Origin of the sequence: Collinsella sp. AK_207A (assembly GCF_902501965.1) — a bacterium.
GTDB lineage: Bacteria > Actinomycetota > Coriobacteriia > Coriobacteriales > Coriobacteriaceae > Collinsella.
Map to the genome: position 1 here is coordinate 404,138 of NZ_CABWID010000010.1, position 17,485 is coordinate 421,622.

At 62.7% G+C, this 17,485-nt stretch carries 14 protein-coding genes and 1 tRNA gene; 11 read left to right on the forward strand and 4 right to left on the reverse strand.

The features are described 5' to 3' along the window. Nucleotides 1–115: 115 nt before the first annotated feature. Nucleotides 116–931, reverse strand: a complete 816-nt coding sequence (locus tag GDJ97_RS03170; protein ID WP_152069753.1) for an exodeoxyribonuclease III — start codon at nucleotides 929–931, stop codon at nucleotides 116–118. Between the two features lie 184 nt (nucleotides 932–1,115). Between GDJ97_RS03170 and folP the strand changes: the two genes are divergently transcribed. Next, complete coding sequence (folP, locus tag GDJ97_RS03175) at nucleotides 1,116–2,879, forward strand: dihydropteroate synthase (RefSeq protein ID WP_152069754.1); 1,764 nt, start codon at nucleotides 1,116–1,118, stop codon at nucleotides 2,877–2,879. 72 nt (nucleotides 2,880–2,951) lie between these two features. On the opposite strand, the gene GDJ97_RS03180 is transcribed toward folP, so the two are convergent. Then, nucleotides 2,952–3,725 (reverse strand): type III pantothenate kinase, encoded by a 774-nt coding sequence (locus GDJ97_RS03180; RefSeq protein WP_152069755.1) that lies wholly within the window; start codon nucleotides 3,723–3,725, stop codon nucleotides 2,952–2,954. 128 nt (nucleotides 3,726–3,853) lie between these two features. Here GDJ97_RS03180 and GDJ97_RS03185 point away from each other — a divergent pair, with 128 nt between their 5' ends. The 8 genes from GDJ97_RS03185 to GDJ97_RS03220 all read left to right on the forward strand — a co-directional run bounded on the left by GDJ97_RS03185 (nucleotide 3,854) and on the right by GDJ97_RS03220 (nucleotide 10,229). Next, nucleotides 3,854–4,522, forward strand: a complete 669-nt coding sequence (locus tag GDJ97_RS03185; RefSeq protein ID WP_152069756.1) for a cytochrome c maturation protein CcmE — start codon at nucleotides 3,854–3,856, stop codon at nucleotides 4,520–4,522. A gap of 186 nt (nucleotides 4,523–4,708) precedes the next feature. Continuing rightward, complete coding sequence (locus tag GDJ97_RS03190) at nucleotides 4,709–6,910, forward strand: heme lyase CcmF/NrfE family subunit (RefSeq protein ID WP_152069757.1); 2,202 nt, start codon at nucleotides 4,709–4,711, stop codon at nucleotides 6,908–6,910. An 84-nt stretch (nucleotides 6,911–6,994) separates the two neighbouring features. Next, nucleotides 6,995–7,174, forward strand: a complete 180-nt coding sequence (locus tag GDJ97_RS03195) for a hypothetical protein (protein WP_152069758.1) — start codon at nucleotides 6,995–6,997, stop codon at nucleotides 7,172–7,174. After that, nucleotides 7,161–7,898, forward strand: coding sequence for an ABC transporter ATP-binding protein (locus tag GDJ97_RS03200; RefSeq protein WP_193221291.1), 738 nt, complete (start codon nucleotides 7,161–7,163; stop codon nucleotides 7,896–7,898). The genes GDJ97_RS03195 and GDJ97_RS03200 overlap by 14 nt, the downstream gene beginning before the upstream one ends. Continuing rightward, complete coding sequence (locus GDJ97_RS03205; RefSeq protein ID WP_152069759.1) at nucleotides 7,899–8,627, forward strand: heme exporter protein CcmB; 729 nt, start codon at nucleotides 7,899–7,901, stop codon at nucleotides 8,625–8,627. A 54-nt stretch (nucleotides 8,628–8,681) separates the two neighbouring features. Next, the gene (gene ccsA, locus GDJ97_RS03210; RefSeq protein WP_226808764.1) at nucleotides 8,682–9,527 is read left to right on the forward strand and encodes a cytochrome c biogenesis protein CcsA; all 846 of its coding nucleotides are present in this window, start codon (nucleotides 8,682–8,684) and stop codon (nucleotides 9,525–9,527) included. A 3-nt stretch (nucleotides 9,528–9,530) separates the two neighbouring features. Further along, complete coding sequence (locus tag GDJ97_RS03215; protein ID WP_152069761.1) at nucleotides 9,531–9,716, forward strand: hypothetical protein; 186 nt, start codon at nucleotides 9,531–9,533, stop codon at nucleotides 9,714–9,716. 436 nt (nucleotides 9,717–10,152) lie between these two features. Next, nucleotides 10,153–10,229: transfer RNA gene (locus GDJ97_RS03220), tRNA-Met, on the forward strand. A 1,398-nt stretch (nucleotides 10,230–11,627) separates the two neighbouring features. Here the strand turns inward: GDJ97_RS03220 and GDJ97_RS03225 are convergent. Both GDJ97_RS03225 and larE read right to left on the reverse strand, forming a co-directional pair. After that, nucleotides 11,628–13,574, reverse strand: a complete 1,947-nt coding sequence (locus GDJ97_RS03225; protein ID WP_152069762.1) for a DUF6273 domain-containing protein — start codon at nucleotides 13,572–13,574, stop codon at nucleotides 11,628–11,630. A gap of 589 nt (nucleotides 13,575–14,163) precedes the next feature. After that, a complete protein-coding gene (gene larE, locus GDJ97_RS03230; RefSeq protein ID WP_152069763.1) occupies nucleotides 14,164–14,958 on the reverse strand; it encodes an ATP-dependent sacrificial sulfur transferase LarE in 795 nt (264 codons plus the stop codon). A 163-nt stretch (nucleotides 14,959–15,121) separates the two neighbouring features. Between larE and GDJ97_RS03235 the strand changes: the two genes are divergently transcribed. Beyond that, nucleotides 15,122–15,796, forward strand: a complete 675-nt coding sequence (locus GDJ97_RS03235; RefSeq protein ID WP_152069764.1) for an HAD family phosphatase — start codon at nucleotides 15,122–15,124, stop codon at nucleotides 15,794–15,796. Nucleotides 15,797–16,251: 455 nt separating this feature from the next. Continuing rightward, nucleotides 16,252–17,343: a LacI family DNA-binding transcriptional regulator gene (locus tag GDJ97_RS03240; protein ID WP_152069765.1), complete on the forward strand. Its 1,092-nt coding sequence runs from the start codon at nucleotides 16,252–16,254 to the stop codon at nucleotides 17,341–17,343. Nucleotides 17,344–17,485: the final 142 nt, after the last annotated feature.

Sequence of the window (17,485 nt, forward strand, 5' to 3'; positions counted from 1 at the left end):
AGTCCGGTGCCGGGCCTATGCTCCCGCGCGCAGTTCGGCGAAGCCGCTGTTTGAGCACGGGATCATATGCCCGGCACCGGACTCCGCCCACACGCGGGCCCGACAGGTAGCCGAGCTACAGCTCGATCTCCAACGTGACGGGGCAGTGGTCACTGCCGAAGATGTCGCTCCGAATGCCCGCGCTCTTCACGGCGCTCGCAATCGAATCGCTCACCAAAAAGTAGTCGATGCGCCAGCCCGCGTTGTTCTTCCGCGCGTTGAAGCGGTAGCTCCACCAGCTGTAGGCGCCCGTCTCGTCCGGGTGCAGCGAGCGGAACGTGTCCGTGTAGCCCGCATCGAGCAGCTCACCGAACTTACCGCGCTCCTCGTCCGAGAACCCGGCGTTGCCGGCGTTGCTCTTGGGATTCTTGAGGTCGATCTCGTTGTGCGCCACGTTGAAGTCGCCGCAGGTGACGATAGGCTTGTCCGTCTCCTTCTCCAAACCGCGCAAAAAGCCGCGGTAGGCGTCGTCCCAGGCCATGCGCACGTCGATGCGGGCGAGCTCGTTCTGCGCGTTGGGCGTGTAGACGTCTACGAACCAGAAGCGGTCGAACTCCAGGGCGCAGACGCGGCCCTCGGTAGCCGCCGCGGCCACCAGGTCGCGCGCGTCATCGCTTGCAAATTCCAGCACGCTGTCGGCATGGCGCACCGAGATCGGAGTCTCGCGGCTGAACACCGCCGTGCCCGAGTATCCCTTGCGCTCGGCGTAGCTCCAGGTCTGCGTGTAGCCGGGAAGATCGACCTCCACCTGGCCCTCTTGCAGCTTGGTCTCCTGCAGGGCGAGGACGTCGGCGTCAAGCTCCGCGGCCACCTCGGCAAAGCTTGGCTCCTTCTTCATGACGGCGCGCAGCCCGTTGACGTTCCACGAAGCGAACGTATAGGTATTCGACATGCTTCTCCTTTAGATACGGTGCGTAGCGCCCGCGGGGGCGACGAATCGCAGCCTATGGTAGCCCATGGCACCCGTCTGCGGCTTCAGTTTGGGCTTCGGCCTTCCGCTCTCTTTGTGCCCGCCGTGTTGCGTGCTCGTCCTGCGGCTACAATGAGTAAGATTGCACAAATGCGAAAGGACCTCCATGGCGAACGACACCAAAACCTGGCGCTGCGGCAAGTTCGAGCTCAAGTTCGACCGTCCGCGCATCATGGGAGTGCTGAACGTCACACCCGACTCCTTTTCCGATGGCGGCGAGCACCTGGACAAGGACGTCGCTATCGCCCATGGACTGAAGATGCTGGACGAGGGCGCGGATATCATCGACGTGGGCGGCGAGTCCACGCGGCCTGGCTTCACGCCCGTTTCGGCCGATGTCGAGGCCAAGCGCGTGCTGCCCGTGGTGCGAGCGCTCGTGCAGAAGGGTGCCATCGTCTCCATCGACACGCGTCACGTGGACGTGGCCAAGGCCGCGGTGCGCGTGGGCGCGAGCATCGTGAACGACGTGACGGGCTTCACCGACCCCAAGATGGTCGAGTTCGTGAAGAACAGCACCTGCGGCCTCATCGTCATGCACGCGGGCGACCCGCTCGAGGGCGAGGCGCCGCGTCGGCACACCGCCGTGCAGCTCGACACCTCGGCCGCGGCCTTTGCGGCCGAGCGCGCCCGCGAGGTGGAGGAGGGCACGGCTCCCAAGGGTCGCTTGGGCAAGAGCCGTATCGCCCCGGCGGGTGAGCGCAAGCTTGCGGGCGGGGCAGTGCAGCCGCCGCTGCCGTTTGCCGACATGCCAGCGCCCAATGGGTCAGAGGCCGCTGAAGCTGTCGATGACGCTATCGCCGCGACCGCGGAGGCTGGCTCCTTCAGCAAGACCCCCGATCAGGTTTCCGCCGAGATCGAGCTCACCGCCGACGCTCTGGTTGCCCAGGACGAGCGCGCCATGCCGAAGGACGAGCTGGCGAGCATCATGGCCCGTTCCGCGCGTCGCGATGCCGCGACCGTGCCGACCTCGCAGCTCCGGCGCTTCACGCTGCCGGATTCCGCTCCCATCATGCGTCGCGTGATGGGCTTCCTCTCCGACCAGGCGCGCTCGCTCGTGCATGCCGGGGTGGATCGCAGCCGCATTTGCATCGATCCGGGTCCTGGTTTTGGCAAGGACGCCAACGAGGATATCGTCATTCAGCGCGAGACCGCCAAGCTGGCCTCGCTCGGCTATCCGCTCATGTGCGCCGTTTCGCGCAAGCGTTTCGTGGGCGCCATCTCCGGCGTGGAGCAGGCTGCCAAACGCGACGCGGCCACCTTCGGCGTGTGCCTGGGGGCCATCCAGCTGGGTGCCAACGTGGTGCGCGTGCACAACGTGTCGGGGTTCGCGCAGTTCCTGAACGGGTATTGGGCCATCGCCCGCCCGCAGCCGCGTCGCGCGTTCGTGGCGCTCGGTTCCAACATGGGCCAGCGGGTGGATAACATCCGCGCCGCCAAGCAGCTCATCGCCGAGATCCCCATGACCTGCGTTTCAAGCTGCTCGCGCATCTACGAGAGCGAGCCCGCCTACGAGCAGCGTCAGGAGCCGTTCGCCAACGCGGTGATCGAAATCAAGACGGAGCTGGCCCCGCTGATCCTTTTGGACGAGCTGCTGAACGTTGAGAAGCGCCTGGGCCGCAAGCGCGGCCGGGGGACGCGTCCCAACGGGCCGCGCGTGATCGACTGCGACCTCATCTGGATGGACGGCGAGGTTCACGGCGGTGACAAGCTGCAGCTCCCGCATCCCGGCTTGGGTGAGCGCGACTTCGTGCTCGTGCCGCTCGAGGACCTCATGCACAACCCGGCGCGGTTCTTCCGCTTTGAGGGTGTGGACGTGAAGGAGCCGGAGGAGCGCTACGGCCACGTGATCGGCGAGCTCGGTACGCTCTAGACCGGCCGGCTAGCCTGGAGGGGCAGCGCGGGGGAAGCCTCGCGGCGCCCCTCGTCAACGGATCTGCCGTACCTATTCCTGCATCCGTTCCCAGATGAGGCGAATGCCCTGGAGCGTGAGCTGCTGGTCCACGTGGTCGAAGACCTCGGTGCAGTTTGCTACCACGCCGGCAAGGCCGCCCGTGGCGATGACCTGCGCGTTGCGCCCGGTCTCACCCAGCTCGCGCCGGATGCGCCCGACCAGGCCCTCGGCCATGGCGGCGGTTCCCATGACGATGCCAACCTGCACGGCTTCGACCGTGTTCCGCCCGATGGCGTGCGCGGGCACCTCCATCGGCACGCTCGCAAGCTTTGCCGCGCGCGAGGAGAGGGCGTCCATGGAGATTCCGATGCCGGGGGCGATGGCGCCGCCGATGTAGTAGCCGCGCGCATCCACCACGTCGAGGTTGGTGGCGGTGCCGAAATCGACCACGATGCTCGGCGCCCCGTAGAGCTCCGCGGCGGCCACCGCGTTGGCGATGCGGTCCGCGCCCACCTCGGCGGGATGGGGCGCATCCACCTTCGTGACCGCGGCCGTATCGGACCCAACCTGCACGAAGGGGACGCCCAGCTGTACCGCCACCCCGCGCCACTCGCGCAGGAGCTGCGGCACCACGCCCGCAAACGCCAGGGCGCTCACCTGCGCGAGCGAGATCCCATACATCTGGAAGTAACCGAGGAGCCGCACGTGCAGCTCGTCCTTGGTGAAGGTGTGGTCGGTGGGCATCCGCCACGACTGCACGAGCTCGCTGCCGTTAAAGAGGCCGATCGCGGTCTGGGTGTTTCCCAGGTCTATGGCAAGCAGCATGACGATTTCTCCAGAATGGTTCTCAATTACTTACATTTCACGGCATCTGCCTGCGGCCATTGTATACTGTCACCTATCTGTGACGCGCGGATTTCCCGCCTCGTCCAGAGAAGGAGGAGCTCGTACTCATGAACAAGAAAGCCAAGCGTCGCCTGATCGTTGTGGGCGGCATCATCGTTATCGCCATGCTTGTGATCGTTGCGGTTGCCGGCTCCGGCGGTGCCGCATCGTCCCTTTCCATCTCCGACGTTTTGAGCGGTGACTACGAGGGCAAGAAGGTCCAGGTGACGGGCTCCGTGGTGGCCGATTCGGTGAGCGCCAAAGGCTCGACGGCCGAGTTCAAGATCCAGCCCGAAGACGGTGACGCCTCGCAGCAGCTCGCGGTGAGCTACTCGGGTGCGCTGCCGGCAACGTTCGGTGCCGGCGTGGTGGCCATCTGCACCGGCACGGTAACCAACGGCACGCTCGATGCCTCCGAGATGGTGACCAAGTGTCCCTCCAAGTACGAGAGCGCCGAGGGTTCGCTCACGGTGAAGGGCCTGAAGGACCAGGCGAGCACGCTCACCGGGGCCGACGTGAAGGTCTGCGGCTACGTGCGCGGCCAGATCAACGGCGCCGATGCGGATTACCGCTTCACCATCGAAAGCCAGGGCGAGAAGATGAACGTCGTCTACGACGGCGGCTTGGACGACAACATCAAGGATGGCACCGCGCTCGTCATCGCCGGACAGCTCGACTCGGACGGCAACTTCCATGCCAGCGAGCAGCCGAGCATCGACTCATCTGTGAAGGAATAGCCCGTCAGGTCCGTTCGCCCGCGCGTCGCAGCGCATGCCCGAAGCGACACTCCACAGCGAACTGAGCGAGCGACGAAGTCGTTTGCCGGTCTCGCGAGGACTGAACGTAGGGCATCCGCTGCGATGCGCGGGCAAACGGACCGGCGACTTTGGTGCGGCACGCGATAGGGAAAGGAAATCAACCTGATGATCTCTACCATAGGTAATGTTTTGCAGGTCGTGGCGCTGATCGTGTCGGCGATCGCGGCCATCTCGCTCGTTGCGGGCGCGCGCGGCCACCATGAGGGGCTGGTCAACGCCGGCTACTTGATGGTGTTCGGCAACGCCATCGCGCTGACGGCGTGCCTGGGGCTCATCCTCGTCTGCTTCCTTACGGAGAACTACAGCATCGCGTACGTGGTCTCCAATTATCCGAGCACTACGAGCGCGCTCAAGCCGCTCTACCTGGTCTCCGCCGTGTGGGCCGGGCGCCAGGGATCGCTGCTGCTGTGGACGTGGCTCATCTCGCTCTATGCCGCCGTGGTCGCGTGGAAGCGCATGCACGTGACGGACGACCTCTCTTCCGTGGCCCTCGGCGTGACCGAGGTCATCGTCGCGCTCTTCCTCTGCACGCTCGTCTTCTCGGATTCCAATAACCCCTTCATGCCCACGGCCTCGGAGTACCTGAACGCCGATGGCACGCTGGCGCAGCGGGTGGGCGGCATGAACCCGCTGCTCATGCACTGGGCGATGATCCTGCATCCGCCTGCAACGTTCATCGGCTATGCCGGATGCGCCCTGCCCTTTGCCTACGCCATGGCGGCGATCATCACGGGCGACCTTTCCGCTCGTTGGGTTGAGCTCGCCGACCGCCTGGCTATTTTCAGCTTCATCTTCCTGACCATCGGCATGTCGCTCGGCGCCGTGTGGGCCTACGTGGTGCTCGGCTGGGGCGGCTTCTGGGGCTGGGACGCCGTGGAGAACGCGAGTCTCTTCAGCTGGCTCACCGCGGTGGCGATGATCCACAGCTTCACGATGTACCGCAAGCATGGCATCTTCCGCCGGTGGAGCATGTTCGCCGCGACCATCACCTTCATCTTCGTGGTGCTCGGCACGTTCATCACCCGTTCCGGTCTGGTGCAGTCCGTGCACGCCTTTGCCCAGGACCAGGTCTCCACCTACCTCTTCCTGGCGATCATGGTGGTCGCGGCGCTCGCGTTCCTCATCGGCCTGCTTTACCGCAACGCCGAGTTCGGCGAGGACGACGACCAGATCGAGTCGCTCTTCTCCAAGAACGGCTCTTACTTCATCACCAACCTGGTGATGATCGTGGCTGCGGTGCTCTGCGCCTACCTGACCGTCTCGAGCGCGCTGCCCAGCTGGATGCCGCTTGGCGGGTCCGTGGTGGCTGCGGGTGCCTTCAACGCGGTGGCGCGTCCCGTTGGCACGCTGTTCTGCCTGCTCATGGCCGTGTGCCCCATGCTTGGTTGGCGCAAGACCGACGGTGCCAAGTTCGCCCGCAACATGCGCGTGCCGGCGATTCTGGGCGCGGTGCTGTTCGTTGCGCTCATGGTGCTCTTTGTGACGAAGCTCGCACCCGAGTACGACGCCATCGTGGCGGCCGGCGGAGACGCGGCGACCACGCTCACCGAGCAGGGCCCGCGCATCTACTACTTCGCGCTCACCGTGGTGGCCTTTGCCGCCGCGTCGCTGCTCTTTGCCAGCTCGGCGTACCTGCTTGCGCGCGGCGTGGGCGCGCGTCGTCGCAACAAGGGCGAGAACGCGCTTGCTGCCCTGGTCAACCTGTTCCGTCGGTCCCCCGCGCAGGCCGGTGGCTATCTTACGCACCTGAGTGTGGCGATCGTGCTGGTGGGCCTGGTGGGCTCGAGCATGTACGTGCGCGAGCAGACGCTCAACCTCACCGCCACGGCTGGGGAGAGCGGCCAGGTGGGTGCCTACACCCTGACGTACGAGGACGGGCGCGAGTACTCCACCACCGGCAACAACAAGCTCAAGGAGATCACGCTCAAGGTGACGGATGCCTCGGGCAAGGAACTCGGCACGCTCAAGCCCTCGCTTGAGGTGAGCGCCACCAACACCGGTCAGCAGACCCTGCACGCCGGCGTGCTCACGTTCCCGGGCGAGGACCTGTTCGTGGCCTTCCAGGGTCTGAACGCCGACGGCTCGCTTTCCGTTCACGTGAAGGTGAACCCGCTCATCCTACTCAACTGGATCGGCGGCGGCGTCGCCGTGCTGGGTATCGTGCTGGCGTTTGCGCCGCGTCGTGCCACGCCGCTGCTGGCGGCCGATGAGCGCGTTCGCGTTGAGGCGGCTGAGGAAGAGGCCGTTCGGGCCGAGCGTGCGCAGGTGCGCACCAAGCGCCGGGCGCGTCCGAGGAAGAAGTCCTAGGCATATGAGATTGCGGGGCCGACCGGCCCGGCTTGCTGGCCGGGTTCGATTGGCCCCGTTTGACTTGAGGAAAGGGAGCTCGAGATGCTCGATCCGTTTGGCGGTGTGGTCCACGCGCCCGAGGAACTCGATGCCATGATGGCCGAGGAGGCGTCGCTGGCCGAGGCCGCGCTGCGTGCTGCGGATGCCGCGCGCGCGGCGCACGCCGCGGCGGAGGACGCCGCGGCAGCTGCCGGCGCTGGAGTTGCCGATGCTCGTGCGTGACGCCGTCGGTCCCGCGGTTGAGGCGCACGGGCTCGTCAAGCAGTTCGGCGACCGCCGCGCCCTAGACGGCGTGGACCTTGCGCTTCCCCGTGGGTCCTTCCTCTCCATCTTTGGCCCCAACGGCGCCGGCAAGACGACGCTTCTTCGTCAGCTCGCCCTGCTCGCCCGTCCCACCCGCGGCGAGCTGCATATCCTCGGCGTGGACGCGCTCGAGGAGCCGGATGTCCTGCGCTCGCGCATCGGGCTCATCTCGCACAAGTCCATGCTCTACGGCGATCTGACCGCCCACGAGAATCTGGAATTCTTCGCCTCGCTCTATGGCGAGCCGGATCAGGCCCGCATCGACGAGCTGCTGCGGTTGGTGGAGCTCGATCACCGTCGCAACGACCCTGTGCGAACCTACTCGCGCGGCATGCAGCAGCGCCTCTCCATCGCCCGCGCGCTGGTGAACGATCCCGACTTGGTGCTGCTCGACGAGCCGTACTCCGGCCTTGACCCGCACGCCGCCGAGCTCTTCGACCGGCTCATCGGCCGCGTGCGCGAAGACGGCTGCAACCGCACGTTCATCATGGTGAGCCACGATCTCGCTAAGGGCTACGCGCTGTGCAGCCACGCGCTCATCCTTGCGCGCGGCCAGGTGGTGGTCTGCGCGGAGAAGCAGGGCATCGATGCCGCCGCGTTCAAGGACCTGTACCTGGCAACCGTCGGCATGGGGGTGGCGTAGATGAGAATCGTTGACTCCGCGCGGCCGAAGGGGCTGTCTTCGCTCGCCCAGTACCGCGCCCTGCTGTTGAAGGATCTGCGGCAGGAGATTCGCACGCGCGAGATGCTCACCTCCATGGCGGTGTACGCGCTGCTGGTGCTCACCATTTACGGCGCCGCGCTTTCGCAGGTGGGCGATAAGATCCAGGTGGTCTCGTTTGCGGGCGGGCTGCTGTGGGCGCTCATCATCTTCACGAGCCTGCTGGGACTCAACCGGAGCTTCAGCCACGAGACGGAGTCCGGCTGCCTAGAGGGCATTCTGCTCGCACCGGTGGACCGCGCGATCATCTTCCTGGCCAAGGCGACCTCGAACCTCATCTTCCTGGTTGCCGTCGAGGTGCTCGTGCTTCCGCTCTTCTTTCTGTTTTTCCTTTCCGGCGCGGATCTGGCGGGAACGACGTTCTACATCGCTTTGCCGCTGCTCATCGGTACGGTGGGCGTTGCCGGTGTGGGCACGCTGCTCTCGACCATGACCATCGACACGCGCGGCCGCGATGTGCTCTTGGCCATTCTCTTCATTCCCGTGGCATTCCCGCTGGTCTACGCTTGCGTTTCCGCGACGACGGTTGCGTTTATGGGTGTGGAGGGAACGTTTGGCACGTTTTGGACCTCGTGCGCGGTGGCCGCGGCGTACGACGTGATCATGATCGCAGCCGCCTGGGGGCTCTACGAGTTTGCCGTTGATTCGTAGGCTCCGCGCTACAATGGCTACTACCTTCCCGTCTTGAAGAACGAAAGGATAATCGTGCGTTCCAAAGCCGATAAGCTCGTGCCCGTGCTGCTTGTGCTGGGCGGACTGCTCACGCTCGCAGACATCGTGTGGGCATTCACGCTCTCGCCGCTCGTGCAGGGAGCCGTGCTCGATGAGCCCGTGGTGATCGCCGGACATATGGTGACCACCAAGCTGCTGTTCAGCCAGAAGATCTTCTACCTGCATGTGCCGGTCGCCGTGGCGTCGTTCGTCGCCATGGCCGTCTCGTGTTTCCATGCCGTGCGGTTCCTGATGACCAAGGACCGCGCTCACGACCTTAAGTCGCACACCGCCATGCAGGTGACGTTCGTGTTCGTGCTGGCAACCATGGTTTCCGGCGTAATCTGGACACGTCTTGACTGGAACGTGTGGTGGACGTGGGAGCCGCGCCTGACCACGTACTTCATCCTGATGCTGCTCGTGATGGCCTACTTCATCCTGCGAAACGCCATCGACGACCCGGAGCGTCGCGCGCGCTTCTGCGCGGTGTTCGGCATCGTGGCATTTGTGGACGCGCCCATCTCGTTCATGGTGACTCGCGTAATTCCTTCGTCCATTCATCCTGTGGTGTTCCGCACCGACAGCGGTTTGCCGCCGATGATGCTCGTTCCGTTCCTGCTGGGCATGTTCGGCATGCTGATGGTGTGCATCGCCATCTACGTGCTTGCGGTTCGCGTGAACGAGCAGGCTGTGGTGGTGGAAGAGCTAAAGGAGCGGCTCGAGGAGCGCGACGCTTCGCGTCAGGTTGCCGTGGCCGATGAGGCGCTGGCCCGCCTGCGCGCCCAGGGCGAGAAGCTTTCCGCGGCTGAGGCTGATGACGATTCCAAGAAGGAGAACTAACGCATGGATGCCATTCTTTCCGAGGTCTACTCGACCGTCCTTCCGGTTGCTCCGTACGTGCTCGTGGCTTATGTGGGCATATGGCTCGTGCTGTTTGCGTTCATCGCTATGCTGCGGGGCAAGCAGAAGCGCACCGCTGCGGACATCGACGCGTTGAAGAAGGCGCTTGAGAGCCGCGAGGAGCGGTAGGGGCGTCGTTCGGGACCTGCCGGTGTGCTGTCGGCGGTGCCGGGGGCGAACCATCGCGATACTTTATCGGTTTTGCCGGCCAATGCAAAAAGGGGAGCGATACTTTATCGCTTTTCAGGCGAGCTGCGAGTAGCCCGCTGGTCTCTGACCTAGAAACTGCAGGTAAAGCAACTGCGATATTCGCCTCTATTCAGGAAGCGCTTGGATAATCGATAAAGTATCGTTGACTTTTTCAAGCAGGGACCCTGAACCGATAAACTATCGTGCAGATTTGTTCGCGCGGGCGAGCCTAAGCGCGCTCGCAGGCCCCCAGTGGAGCGGTGAAGCGGATGCAGTGAACCGTAATGCGTCGAATTGTGGAGACGCTGCGATTCGGTTGCGCTCTGCGCGCGTCCAACGTAATATACTATCTCGCGCATGAGATGCGCCCAGACATTGCGGGGTGGAGCAGTCTGGTAGCTCGCCGGGCTCATAACCCGGAGGTCGTAGGTTCAAATCCTGCCCCCGCGACCAAGAACTTGCAGGCCAGTCGCTTATGCGGCTGGCCTTTTTCTTGTTGTGGCAGCCTGTTTTGGGGCTTGTGGCAGAATTGTGGCAGTTAACCATGGCAAAAAATGAGAATCGAGCAGCGGGAAGCAGGCTGAAGATGTCCTTCGGCACGGCCGCTTTTTCGCCCCAGTCCTCCGAAGAACCGCCGTCGTCTCCCGGTAGGAAGTGCGAGTAGGTCTTGTAGGTAATCTCGATGCTCTCGTGGCCCAGACGGGCGAAGTCGCTGCAGAACATGGGCGTGCCCTCGTCCTGCTCGATGTCGTTGTACATCAGGCGGTAGAGTTGGACCTGCTTGTGGTGGCGCAGGAACTCGACTGTTTATGACATCGTAGTTGGTGTCAACTACGGCGCGGTCGTTAATGCTGCTGCGGCGGCCATGGTTTATTCGAAGGCGGTTGCCATCGAGTAATATCCATTTGGTTCAATTCGATTGTGAATGCGCAACCAGAATGGAAAGCAGGGGTGGTCTTGTGGATATAGAGAATGCTGTCTGTTTGATGACTTCGATTGCCTTGATTGCCCTTTCAATCCAATACAGAAGAGGGAGATGGCTCTGCTCAATTGCTGGATATGATGTCACAAAAAGAGAGAGCGGACTTGATACGCGTGCTTATGCAAAGCGGATTTCTTCTATGACGTTATGGATGGGGCTGTTGTTTTTCTTGTGGGCAGTAGAGGGATGGGCACGCAATTGCAATGCCAGTGTTTTTGAAGTTTTGGTTCTGCTTCTATTTTCTTGGCCTCTTTGTCATTCGTGCGACTAGTTAGGTTTGTGTTTTCGAGGCGATAGCCAGCGGAAGTGGGATGGACGACGAAATGGACCAATACAGCCAATCGTCAAAGTTGATAGGGTCGGCTTAACAGATTTGTTCGAGGGCATATCCGTATCGGGGAATAGGTTCTATGTTGTTGAGCACTTATTCGCATCGGGTAAAGTGAGTCAAGATTATCGAGGATCATTGAGGCTTCTGCATCTTGGGGAGTCTGTGGCGCAATCTGATCTAAAACCATTTTCTGAGCTGATTCAGCTTTTAGCGGATGCCGGAATTGTTATTCCGGAAGACGGAATTGGCGCGTCGTGCAAGACCCAAGCTTCATCATGGCGCATACCGACGAGCCGATGTTCTACGACGAAGAGCTTGGGCTGTACGTGCTCGGGGTGAGGCATTTCGGGACGGCGTGGAGCCTCGCTCCCGCCCCAGATAATCGCTCGTCATGCGCGCCTTATGGGTGCGGCGAGAAATCGCCGCACCCTTCCTTTTTCGCGCGATGCATCTGGCGCGGAGGTTGATAAAAAAGCGGGGCGCGGGCGTTTATTCCCTGCGCCCCGCAAAAGACGGATTAAGGTTGTGTAAGCCGCGTCTATTCGTCGGGGTCCTTTCGCCGCTTCAAGGTGATTGTCAATGCAATACAGGCTGCAAGGGAGAATAACAGCATGGAACCCCAAAACGCAGTATGGGTGCTGTCGCCCGTTTGAGGTAGGCCGGTTGTCATGTTTTGGTTGACGTCGCCATGATCCTTTGTACTTCCGCTGCCGCCAATATAACTCCAAGCTGCCGTGATCGTCGTGTCGGCTGCGGGCATGGTAAAGGTAGTGCTTGCGCTGGAAGCGTCGGCAAAGCTGCCGCCGTTTGAGGAGGTCCACCCGTCAAAGCGGTAATTGCTGCGGCTTCCCGCGTCGATATTGATAACCGCGCCCTCGGCATATGCACCACCTGTTGTGCTGCCGCTGCCGCCGTTTAAGTCAACGGTAAGGGTATAGGTGTCCGGCGTTGCCTCAACGACGGAAAAGGAAAGGGCAACCTGTGCGCTGGCACCATCACTGCCGGAAATGGCGAGCGTTTCCTCATAATCTTTCACGCCAAGCCCGGTGTTCGGCTGGACGGTAAAGGTCGCCGTACCGTTATCTGTTGCAAGGGTAGCGGTGCCATTGGTAAAACCCTCTCCCGCGGTAATGGCATAGTTCGTGCTGCTCGGCAAAGTTACCGTTACAGCTTGGTTGCCCGTATCGGTGAGCTTTACCGTCCGCATGTTAGGCGCGGTTTCATAACCCACCGTTTTACTGCCAAAGATCAACGTCGCCGGGGAAGCGGAGATGCCGTAGCTGGGCGCGACATAAGCGGGTATTTCGATTTTCAGTTCGTCGCTCACATTCCCCGCCGCGTCCTTTGCCACGATGTAAATATCCTTTGCACCCGCACCCGAAAGGTTCGCAAGAGAAAGGATATTCTCGCCGCTGGCACAGGAAGTTCCCGCCCCGGTGGTGGTAATCTCCGACTCGGCTGCGTCGCTGTCCACAACAGCATAATAATAGCTGCCCGCTTCACTGCTGGTAAACTGCACCGTTGCGGCGGTTTCGCTCTGGCGGATCGTGCTGCCCGGTGTCAGCGTGGGCGCGGTGGTATCTCTGGTTACAGTAAGCGTAACAGGGTCAAATTCGCTGGCGTAGTCGGTCTTGTAGTCGCCGTTGCACTGCTCGCTGAACACATATAGGGTATAGCTTCCGGGCGCAAGGCCGGTTGGAATGGTAAGGGTTACCGTCCCGCTTTCTCCGCTCGGCTTCGCCACTCTGCCGTAATACTTTGCGCCGTTTTCGTCCGCAAGGATGACGGAGATATATTCATTTGTGCCGGTGGTCGACCCGGTGTACTTCAGCGTAATGGTATCGCCGGGCTTGCCGCTGGCGGTTGTTCCTGTAACGGCGAAATTGCGGCTGTTGTCTTTCAGTGTCAGTTTCCAGTCGTTGCCGTTATAATCGCCAACCTTATTCAGCCCGTCCGGCTTGCCGCCTACGACGGCAGATGTGAAGAGGACAGATGTCAGATCTATATTAAAAGCGGGGCGAGCAGCCCGGGCAGCGTCTACGATGCCGAAGAGCACAATACCATAGGGGTCGACCGCGCCCGCAACGCTCGTGCTGCCCGCGTGAGGCGAGCGGAGCCACCACACAGCGGGGCCGCCGTCGACAAATGTCGCCGCCAGCCCCGGCGCTTTGCTATAACTTCCAACAAGATTCGTAAGTTCCCGGACGGACAGGAAAAACATCTTATCGTTTGAGGTCAAGCTGCTTGTGCCCCAGTTATTAGAATATAAGTTGCTCTCTTCATTGTCCGTCTTTTTCACACCCAGCATTGCGCCCTGCTCTGTCAGGGAAAAGTATGATGAATTGGTTGCAAAAGTGCGGCACCACTTTTGCGCGTCGCTATGCTGCCACTCATTCGGATCGGTCTGTCCATCACCATCGTCGCTATTCCGTGCGGCTTCAAACTGAACACCTTTTGCGAGCAGATGTTCCGACAGCAATAACATTCCGGCTGTGCTGCCGTTATTTGCCTTGTCCGCGTCTAGAACACGCCATTTGATGGGTGTTTCTCCGTTTTACCGAAATAGATATAACTGTTTGGGATGTAGAATTTACCGTTACTGTCGGTGTGTGCGGACGGGTCTTTTATCCCGCTTGTGCCCAGCATAATGGTTTTGTCGCCGTCCGCCGCAAACGCCGCTGTGGGCATAAGCCCAATAACAAAGCAGATTGCAAGCAGCAAACTCAGTATTCTGCATTTTGGCTTCATTTTATGCCCTCCCGTCCTTTTCCTCACACCATTAGTTATACTCTATCATGGAATAATCTCCCTGTGGCTACTTTAACCCACTGGTTGTATTTTTGTCCGCATGCGCGCCTACCATCCCCTTGAGAACATCCATCTCCGAGTCGGGAGGCGCGGCATGATGGGCGCGATGGGGCACGGGCGGCCGGGGGAGCTAGATCATCTGGCGGTGTCGGCGACGCTGATTGGCTATGGACCATGACGAGAGTGAGCCTAATGGCCCTGCGGCTGTTATCGCAAGTAAAACCTATGGTGGTGCGTTGGGGCGGCCCCGTCGCACCACTTTTCTGTTAGTTCATTGCGCCGTGGACGTAAGGCGTGGCCTCGGGATTGATGTGCTCGGCGCCGTGGGCCCGAAGCTCGGGGATGATGTGCGCCATGCCGCCAAGTGCTTCCAGGCGTTTGAGATCCTCGGGCGCGGCGGTCACCTGGGCTACACCGTCCGCGAGCCGCACGCGAACCTGGCAAAGCCCCAAACTACGCAGGTAGTCCTCGCACGCGCGGACGACCTCCAGCTTCTCGCGCGAAAGCGCCTCGCCGCATGGGATGCGCGTGGCCAGGCAGGCGCCCGCCGGCATGTTCCACACGGGGATATCCCAGGAGCGCAGCAGCTCGCGCTCCTCATTCTTATGCCAGCCTGCTTCCAGGAGCGGGGAGCGCACGCCGAGCTCGTCCACCGCGCGCATGCCGGGCCGATAATCCCCCGCGTCATCGGCATTGCTGCCGTCGATGACGGTGTTGTAGCCGCGTGCCGTCGCCTCCGCCACGATGCGCCCAAAGCCCAGGTGCTTGCAGTGATAGCAGCGGTCGGTGGGGTTCGCGGCAACCTCGGGCGCGTCGAGCGGATTAACCTTCAGTTCTAGAACGGGTAGGCCGAAGGTGTCTCGCTGCGCTTGGAACGAGATTTGTTCGGGTGTGCCGATGAGCGGCGTGGTCAGGTGCACGAGCAGGGCGTCTTCCGGCATGCAGCGGCTGAGCACGCGTGCGAGAAACGTGCTGTCCACGCCGCCGGAAAAGCCGAGCGCTACGCGGCCGTACGAACGCAGGAGCTGCTCGAGTTCCAAGAGCTTCTCGTTGTGGTCCATGATCCTCCCCCTGTGGTATCAGCCCGGTCATGGTACCCATTGCCCGCACCAATCGGCGGCGCGCGGGCCATCTTCTTGCGGCATAATGACGGCGTTTGTGCATCGCGGCTGATGCGGCTCCAGCCGACGCGATTCCGGATACGAACGGGGAAGGGGAGCGGATATGCTCAAGGCGGTCATCTTCGACATGGACGGCACGCTGATCGATAGCGAGCGACTCGGGCGCAGGGCCTGGCATCAGGCGGCCCAGGAGCTCGGTTGCAGCGATGTCATCACCGACGACCTGCTCGTTACGTTTACCGGACTGCAGCCGGCGCCCGTCAAGGCGCTGCTCGTGGAAGCGGTGGGTAGCGAAGAGCTGGCCAACCGCCTGCTCGAGCGCTCGTCCGACATCCGCGTGAACGAGTTGGCGCCGACAGAGCTCGAGCCCAAGGCGGGCGCACGCAAGGTGCTTGCGGACTTGAAGGCCCTGGGGATTCATCGCGCACTGGCGACTTCGACCGTACGCCCCGCGGCGCTCCGCAGCTTGGACCTTGCGGGGTTGAACGGCCAGCTCGATTCCATCACCACGGGCGACGAGTGCGAGCACGGCAAACCCGCTCCGGACATTTTCTTGCTCGCGGCGAGTCGCGCCGGGGCCGCGCCCGAGGAATGCGCCGTGGTGGAGGACTCACCAAACGGTGCTCGCGCTGGTCACACGGCTGGTATGGCCGTCTACTTCGTTCCGGATCTCATTGCGCCCACGGACGAGGTGCGGGGCTTGGCAACCGAGGTGCTTCCATCGCTGAACGAGCTGATACCCGCCCTTGAGTCGCGGTTCGGGGCCTTGGGTGAGTAGGGCAGCCGTTGGCCGGATGAGGCCGCTGCGTGCCGGGGTCTCAGAATGCCGGGGACGTTGCTAAGCAGACTCTCCACCCAGGGGGACGTTGCTAAGCAAACTGACCACCCAGAGGGACGTTGCTAAGCAAACTGACCACCTAGATACATTTGCTAAGCAGATTTGCCTCCAAGGGCGCTAAAACGGGCTCTTCGTGGCAGATATGCTTAGCAACCGCCTTCTGGTGGCGGGACTGCTTAGCAACCGCCCCGTGAGTGGCAGGACTGCTTAGCAACCGCCGGAAGCCGCGCAGCCAGCGCGACAACGCAGACAGCGCGACCTGCGCAGCCAGCGTCGTCGGCGCCGGAGACCGGGCAACCTCGCGGAACACGAAGCTCACAACTGAATCCCTGTGGTAGAATCCCAGCGCAATTGAAGCGCATCAATGGCAAACGGTCGAGCAGGGGAGGCTACCTGTGGCAAAGGTCACCATTCAGGACGTGGCTCGCGAGGCGGGGGTGGCGCTCGGCACCGTGTCCAACGTGCTCAATCATCCCGAGAAGGTCAAGCCCGCCACCATGCGGCTCGTGCGCGACGCTATGGATCGCCTGGGCTACGCGCCCAACCAGAGCGCCCGCCTGCTCGCCGGCGGCCAGCAGCGCATTTTCGGACTCGTGCTTCCCCGTCTCGGTCACGGGTTCTCGTTGCAGATTTCGAGCGGGGCGGAAGCCGAGGCGCTGCGCCACGGCTACGATCTGCTCATCGCCAACGCTGACGACGATGATGCCCGCAGCGACCGCTACGCGCGCCTGTTCGCCGGCATGCAGGTGGCGGGCATCCTGGTCCAGCCGCTCGCCGAGCGCGATTGGCGCCCGCCCGCGGCCCCCGTCACTGGAGACGCCAACATTCCCATCGTCTACCTGGGCATTCAGAGCGATGAGCCCGGTTGGTTCGCGGCGGCTGACAACGGGGCGCAGGGTCGCCTCATCGCCGAGCACGCCATCGAGCGCGGCGCCCACCACGTGGCGGTGTTCGGCAAGGCCGAGACCATCCGCAGGGCGCAGCGAGCCGCCGGAATCGGAGCGGTGGCAGAGGACAATCCCTCAGTCCGCTTTGAGTTCTTGGACGAAGGCACCTGGGACCGCGCGCACGACGGGTACGAGATCGGCCGCCGCCTTGCCAAGCGTCCGGTGGACGAGCGCCCCGACTTCGTGATCGCGCTCACCGACGCCTTGGCCACGGGCGCCATCACCGGCATACAGTCCGCGGGTCTCTCGGTGCCGGACGACATCATGGTGGCAGGCGGCGACGGAAACCCGCTCGCGTGGACGGGCGGCGTGTCGCTGACGACGGTGGTGCCCCTGGGGTACGAGGTGGGCCGTCGCGGCGTGCAGTCGCTGGTGGAGCAGGGCGAGATGGAGCGCCGCGCGCGTAAGACGGGCAAGCCGGTGGACCGTACCGTCAACCACCAGGCGCTGGTGCGTCCGTTCCTGCTCGCTCGCACGAGTACGGGCGTCTTCACGCGCTCTGCCAGCGATTACGAGATGGACCTGGGCGCCCACCTCTAGGCACTACAAGCCGCAGCGCCCGTCAGCGCCCGCTTCCACCCATACTGGTATTTCAATGAAGTGACCACGATGGGCTCGCCGCGGCACGGGCCGGGAGGGTGCGTTCGCTACAATGAACCGCGTTGGCGAACCCGCCCGACGT

What these genes read in the sequence shown, in the direction of transcription:
- GDJ97_RS03200 (WP_193221291.1), top strand. Translation starts at nt 7,161, where the DNA reads ATGCTCGTGCGTGACGCCGTCGGTCCCGCGGTTGAGGCGCACGGGCTC.
- GDJ97_RS03235 (WP_152069764.1), top strand. Translation starts at nt 15,122, where the DNA reads ATGCTCAAGGCGGTCATCTTCGACATGGACGGCACGCTGATCGATAGC.
- larE (WP_152069763.1), bottom strand. Translation starts at nt 14,958, where the DNA reads ATGGACCACAACGAGAAGCTCTTGGAACTCGAGCAGCTCCTGCGTTCG.
- GDJ97_RS03170 (WP_152069753.1), bottom strand. Translation starts at nt 931, where the DNA reads ATGTCGAATACCTATACGTTCGCTTCGTGGAACGTCAACGGGCTGCGC.
- GDJ97_RS03205 (WP_152069759.1), top strand. Translation starts at nt 7,899, where the DNA reads ATGAGAATCGTTGACTCCGCGCGGCCGAAGGGGCTGTCTTCGCTCGCC.
- GDJ97_RS03195 (WP_152069758.1), top strand. Translation starts at nt 6,995, where the DNA reads ATGCTCGATCCGTTTGGCGGTGTGGTCCACGCGCCCGAGGAACTCGAT.
- GDJ97_RS03190 (WP_152069757.1), top strand. Translation starts at nt 4,709, where the DNA reads ATGATCTCTACCATAGGTAATGTTTTGCAGGTCGTGGCGCTGATCGTG.
- GDJ97_RS03180 (WP_152069755.1), bottom strand. Translation starts at nt 3,725, where the DNA reads ATGCTGCTTGCCATAGACCTGGGAAACACCCAGACCGCGATCGGCCTC.
- GDJ97_RS03215 (WP_152069761.1), top strand. Translation starts at nt 9,531, where the DNA reads ATGGATGCCATTCTTTCCGAGGTCTACTCGACCGTCCTTCCGGTTGCT.
- GDJ97_RS03225 (WP_152069762.1), bottom strand. Translation starts at nt 13,574, where the DNA reads ATGTTATTGCTGTCGGAACATCTGCTCGCAAAAGGTGTTCAGTTTGAA.
- GDJ97_RS03185 (WP_152069756.1), top strand. Translation starts at nt 3,854, where the DNA reads ATGAACAAGAAAGCCAAGCGTCGCCTGATCGTTGTGGGCGGCATCATC.
- folP (WP_152069754.1), top strand. Translation starts at nt 1,116, where the DNA reads ATGGCGAACGACACCAAAACCTGGCGCTGCGGCAAGTTCGAGCTCAAG.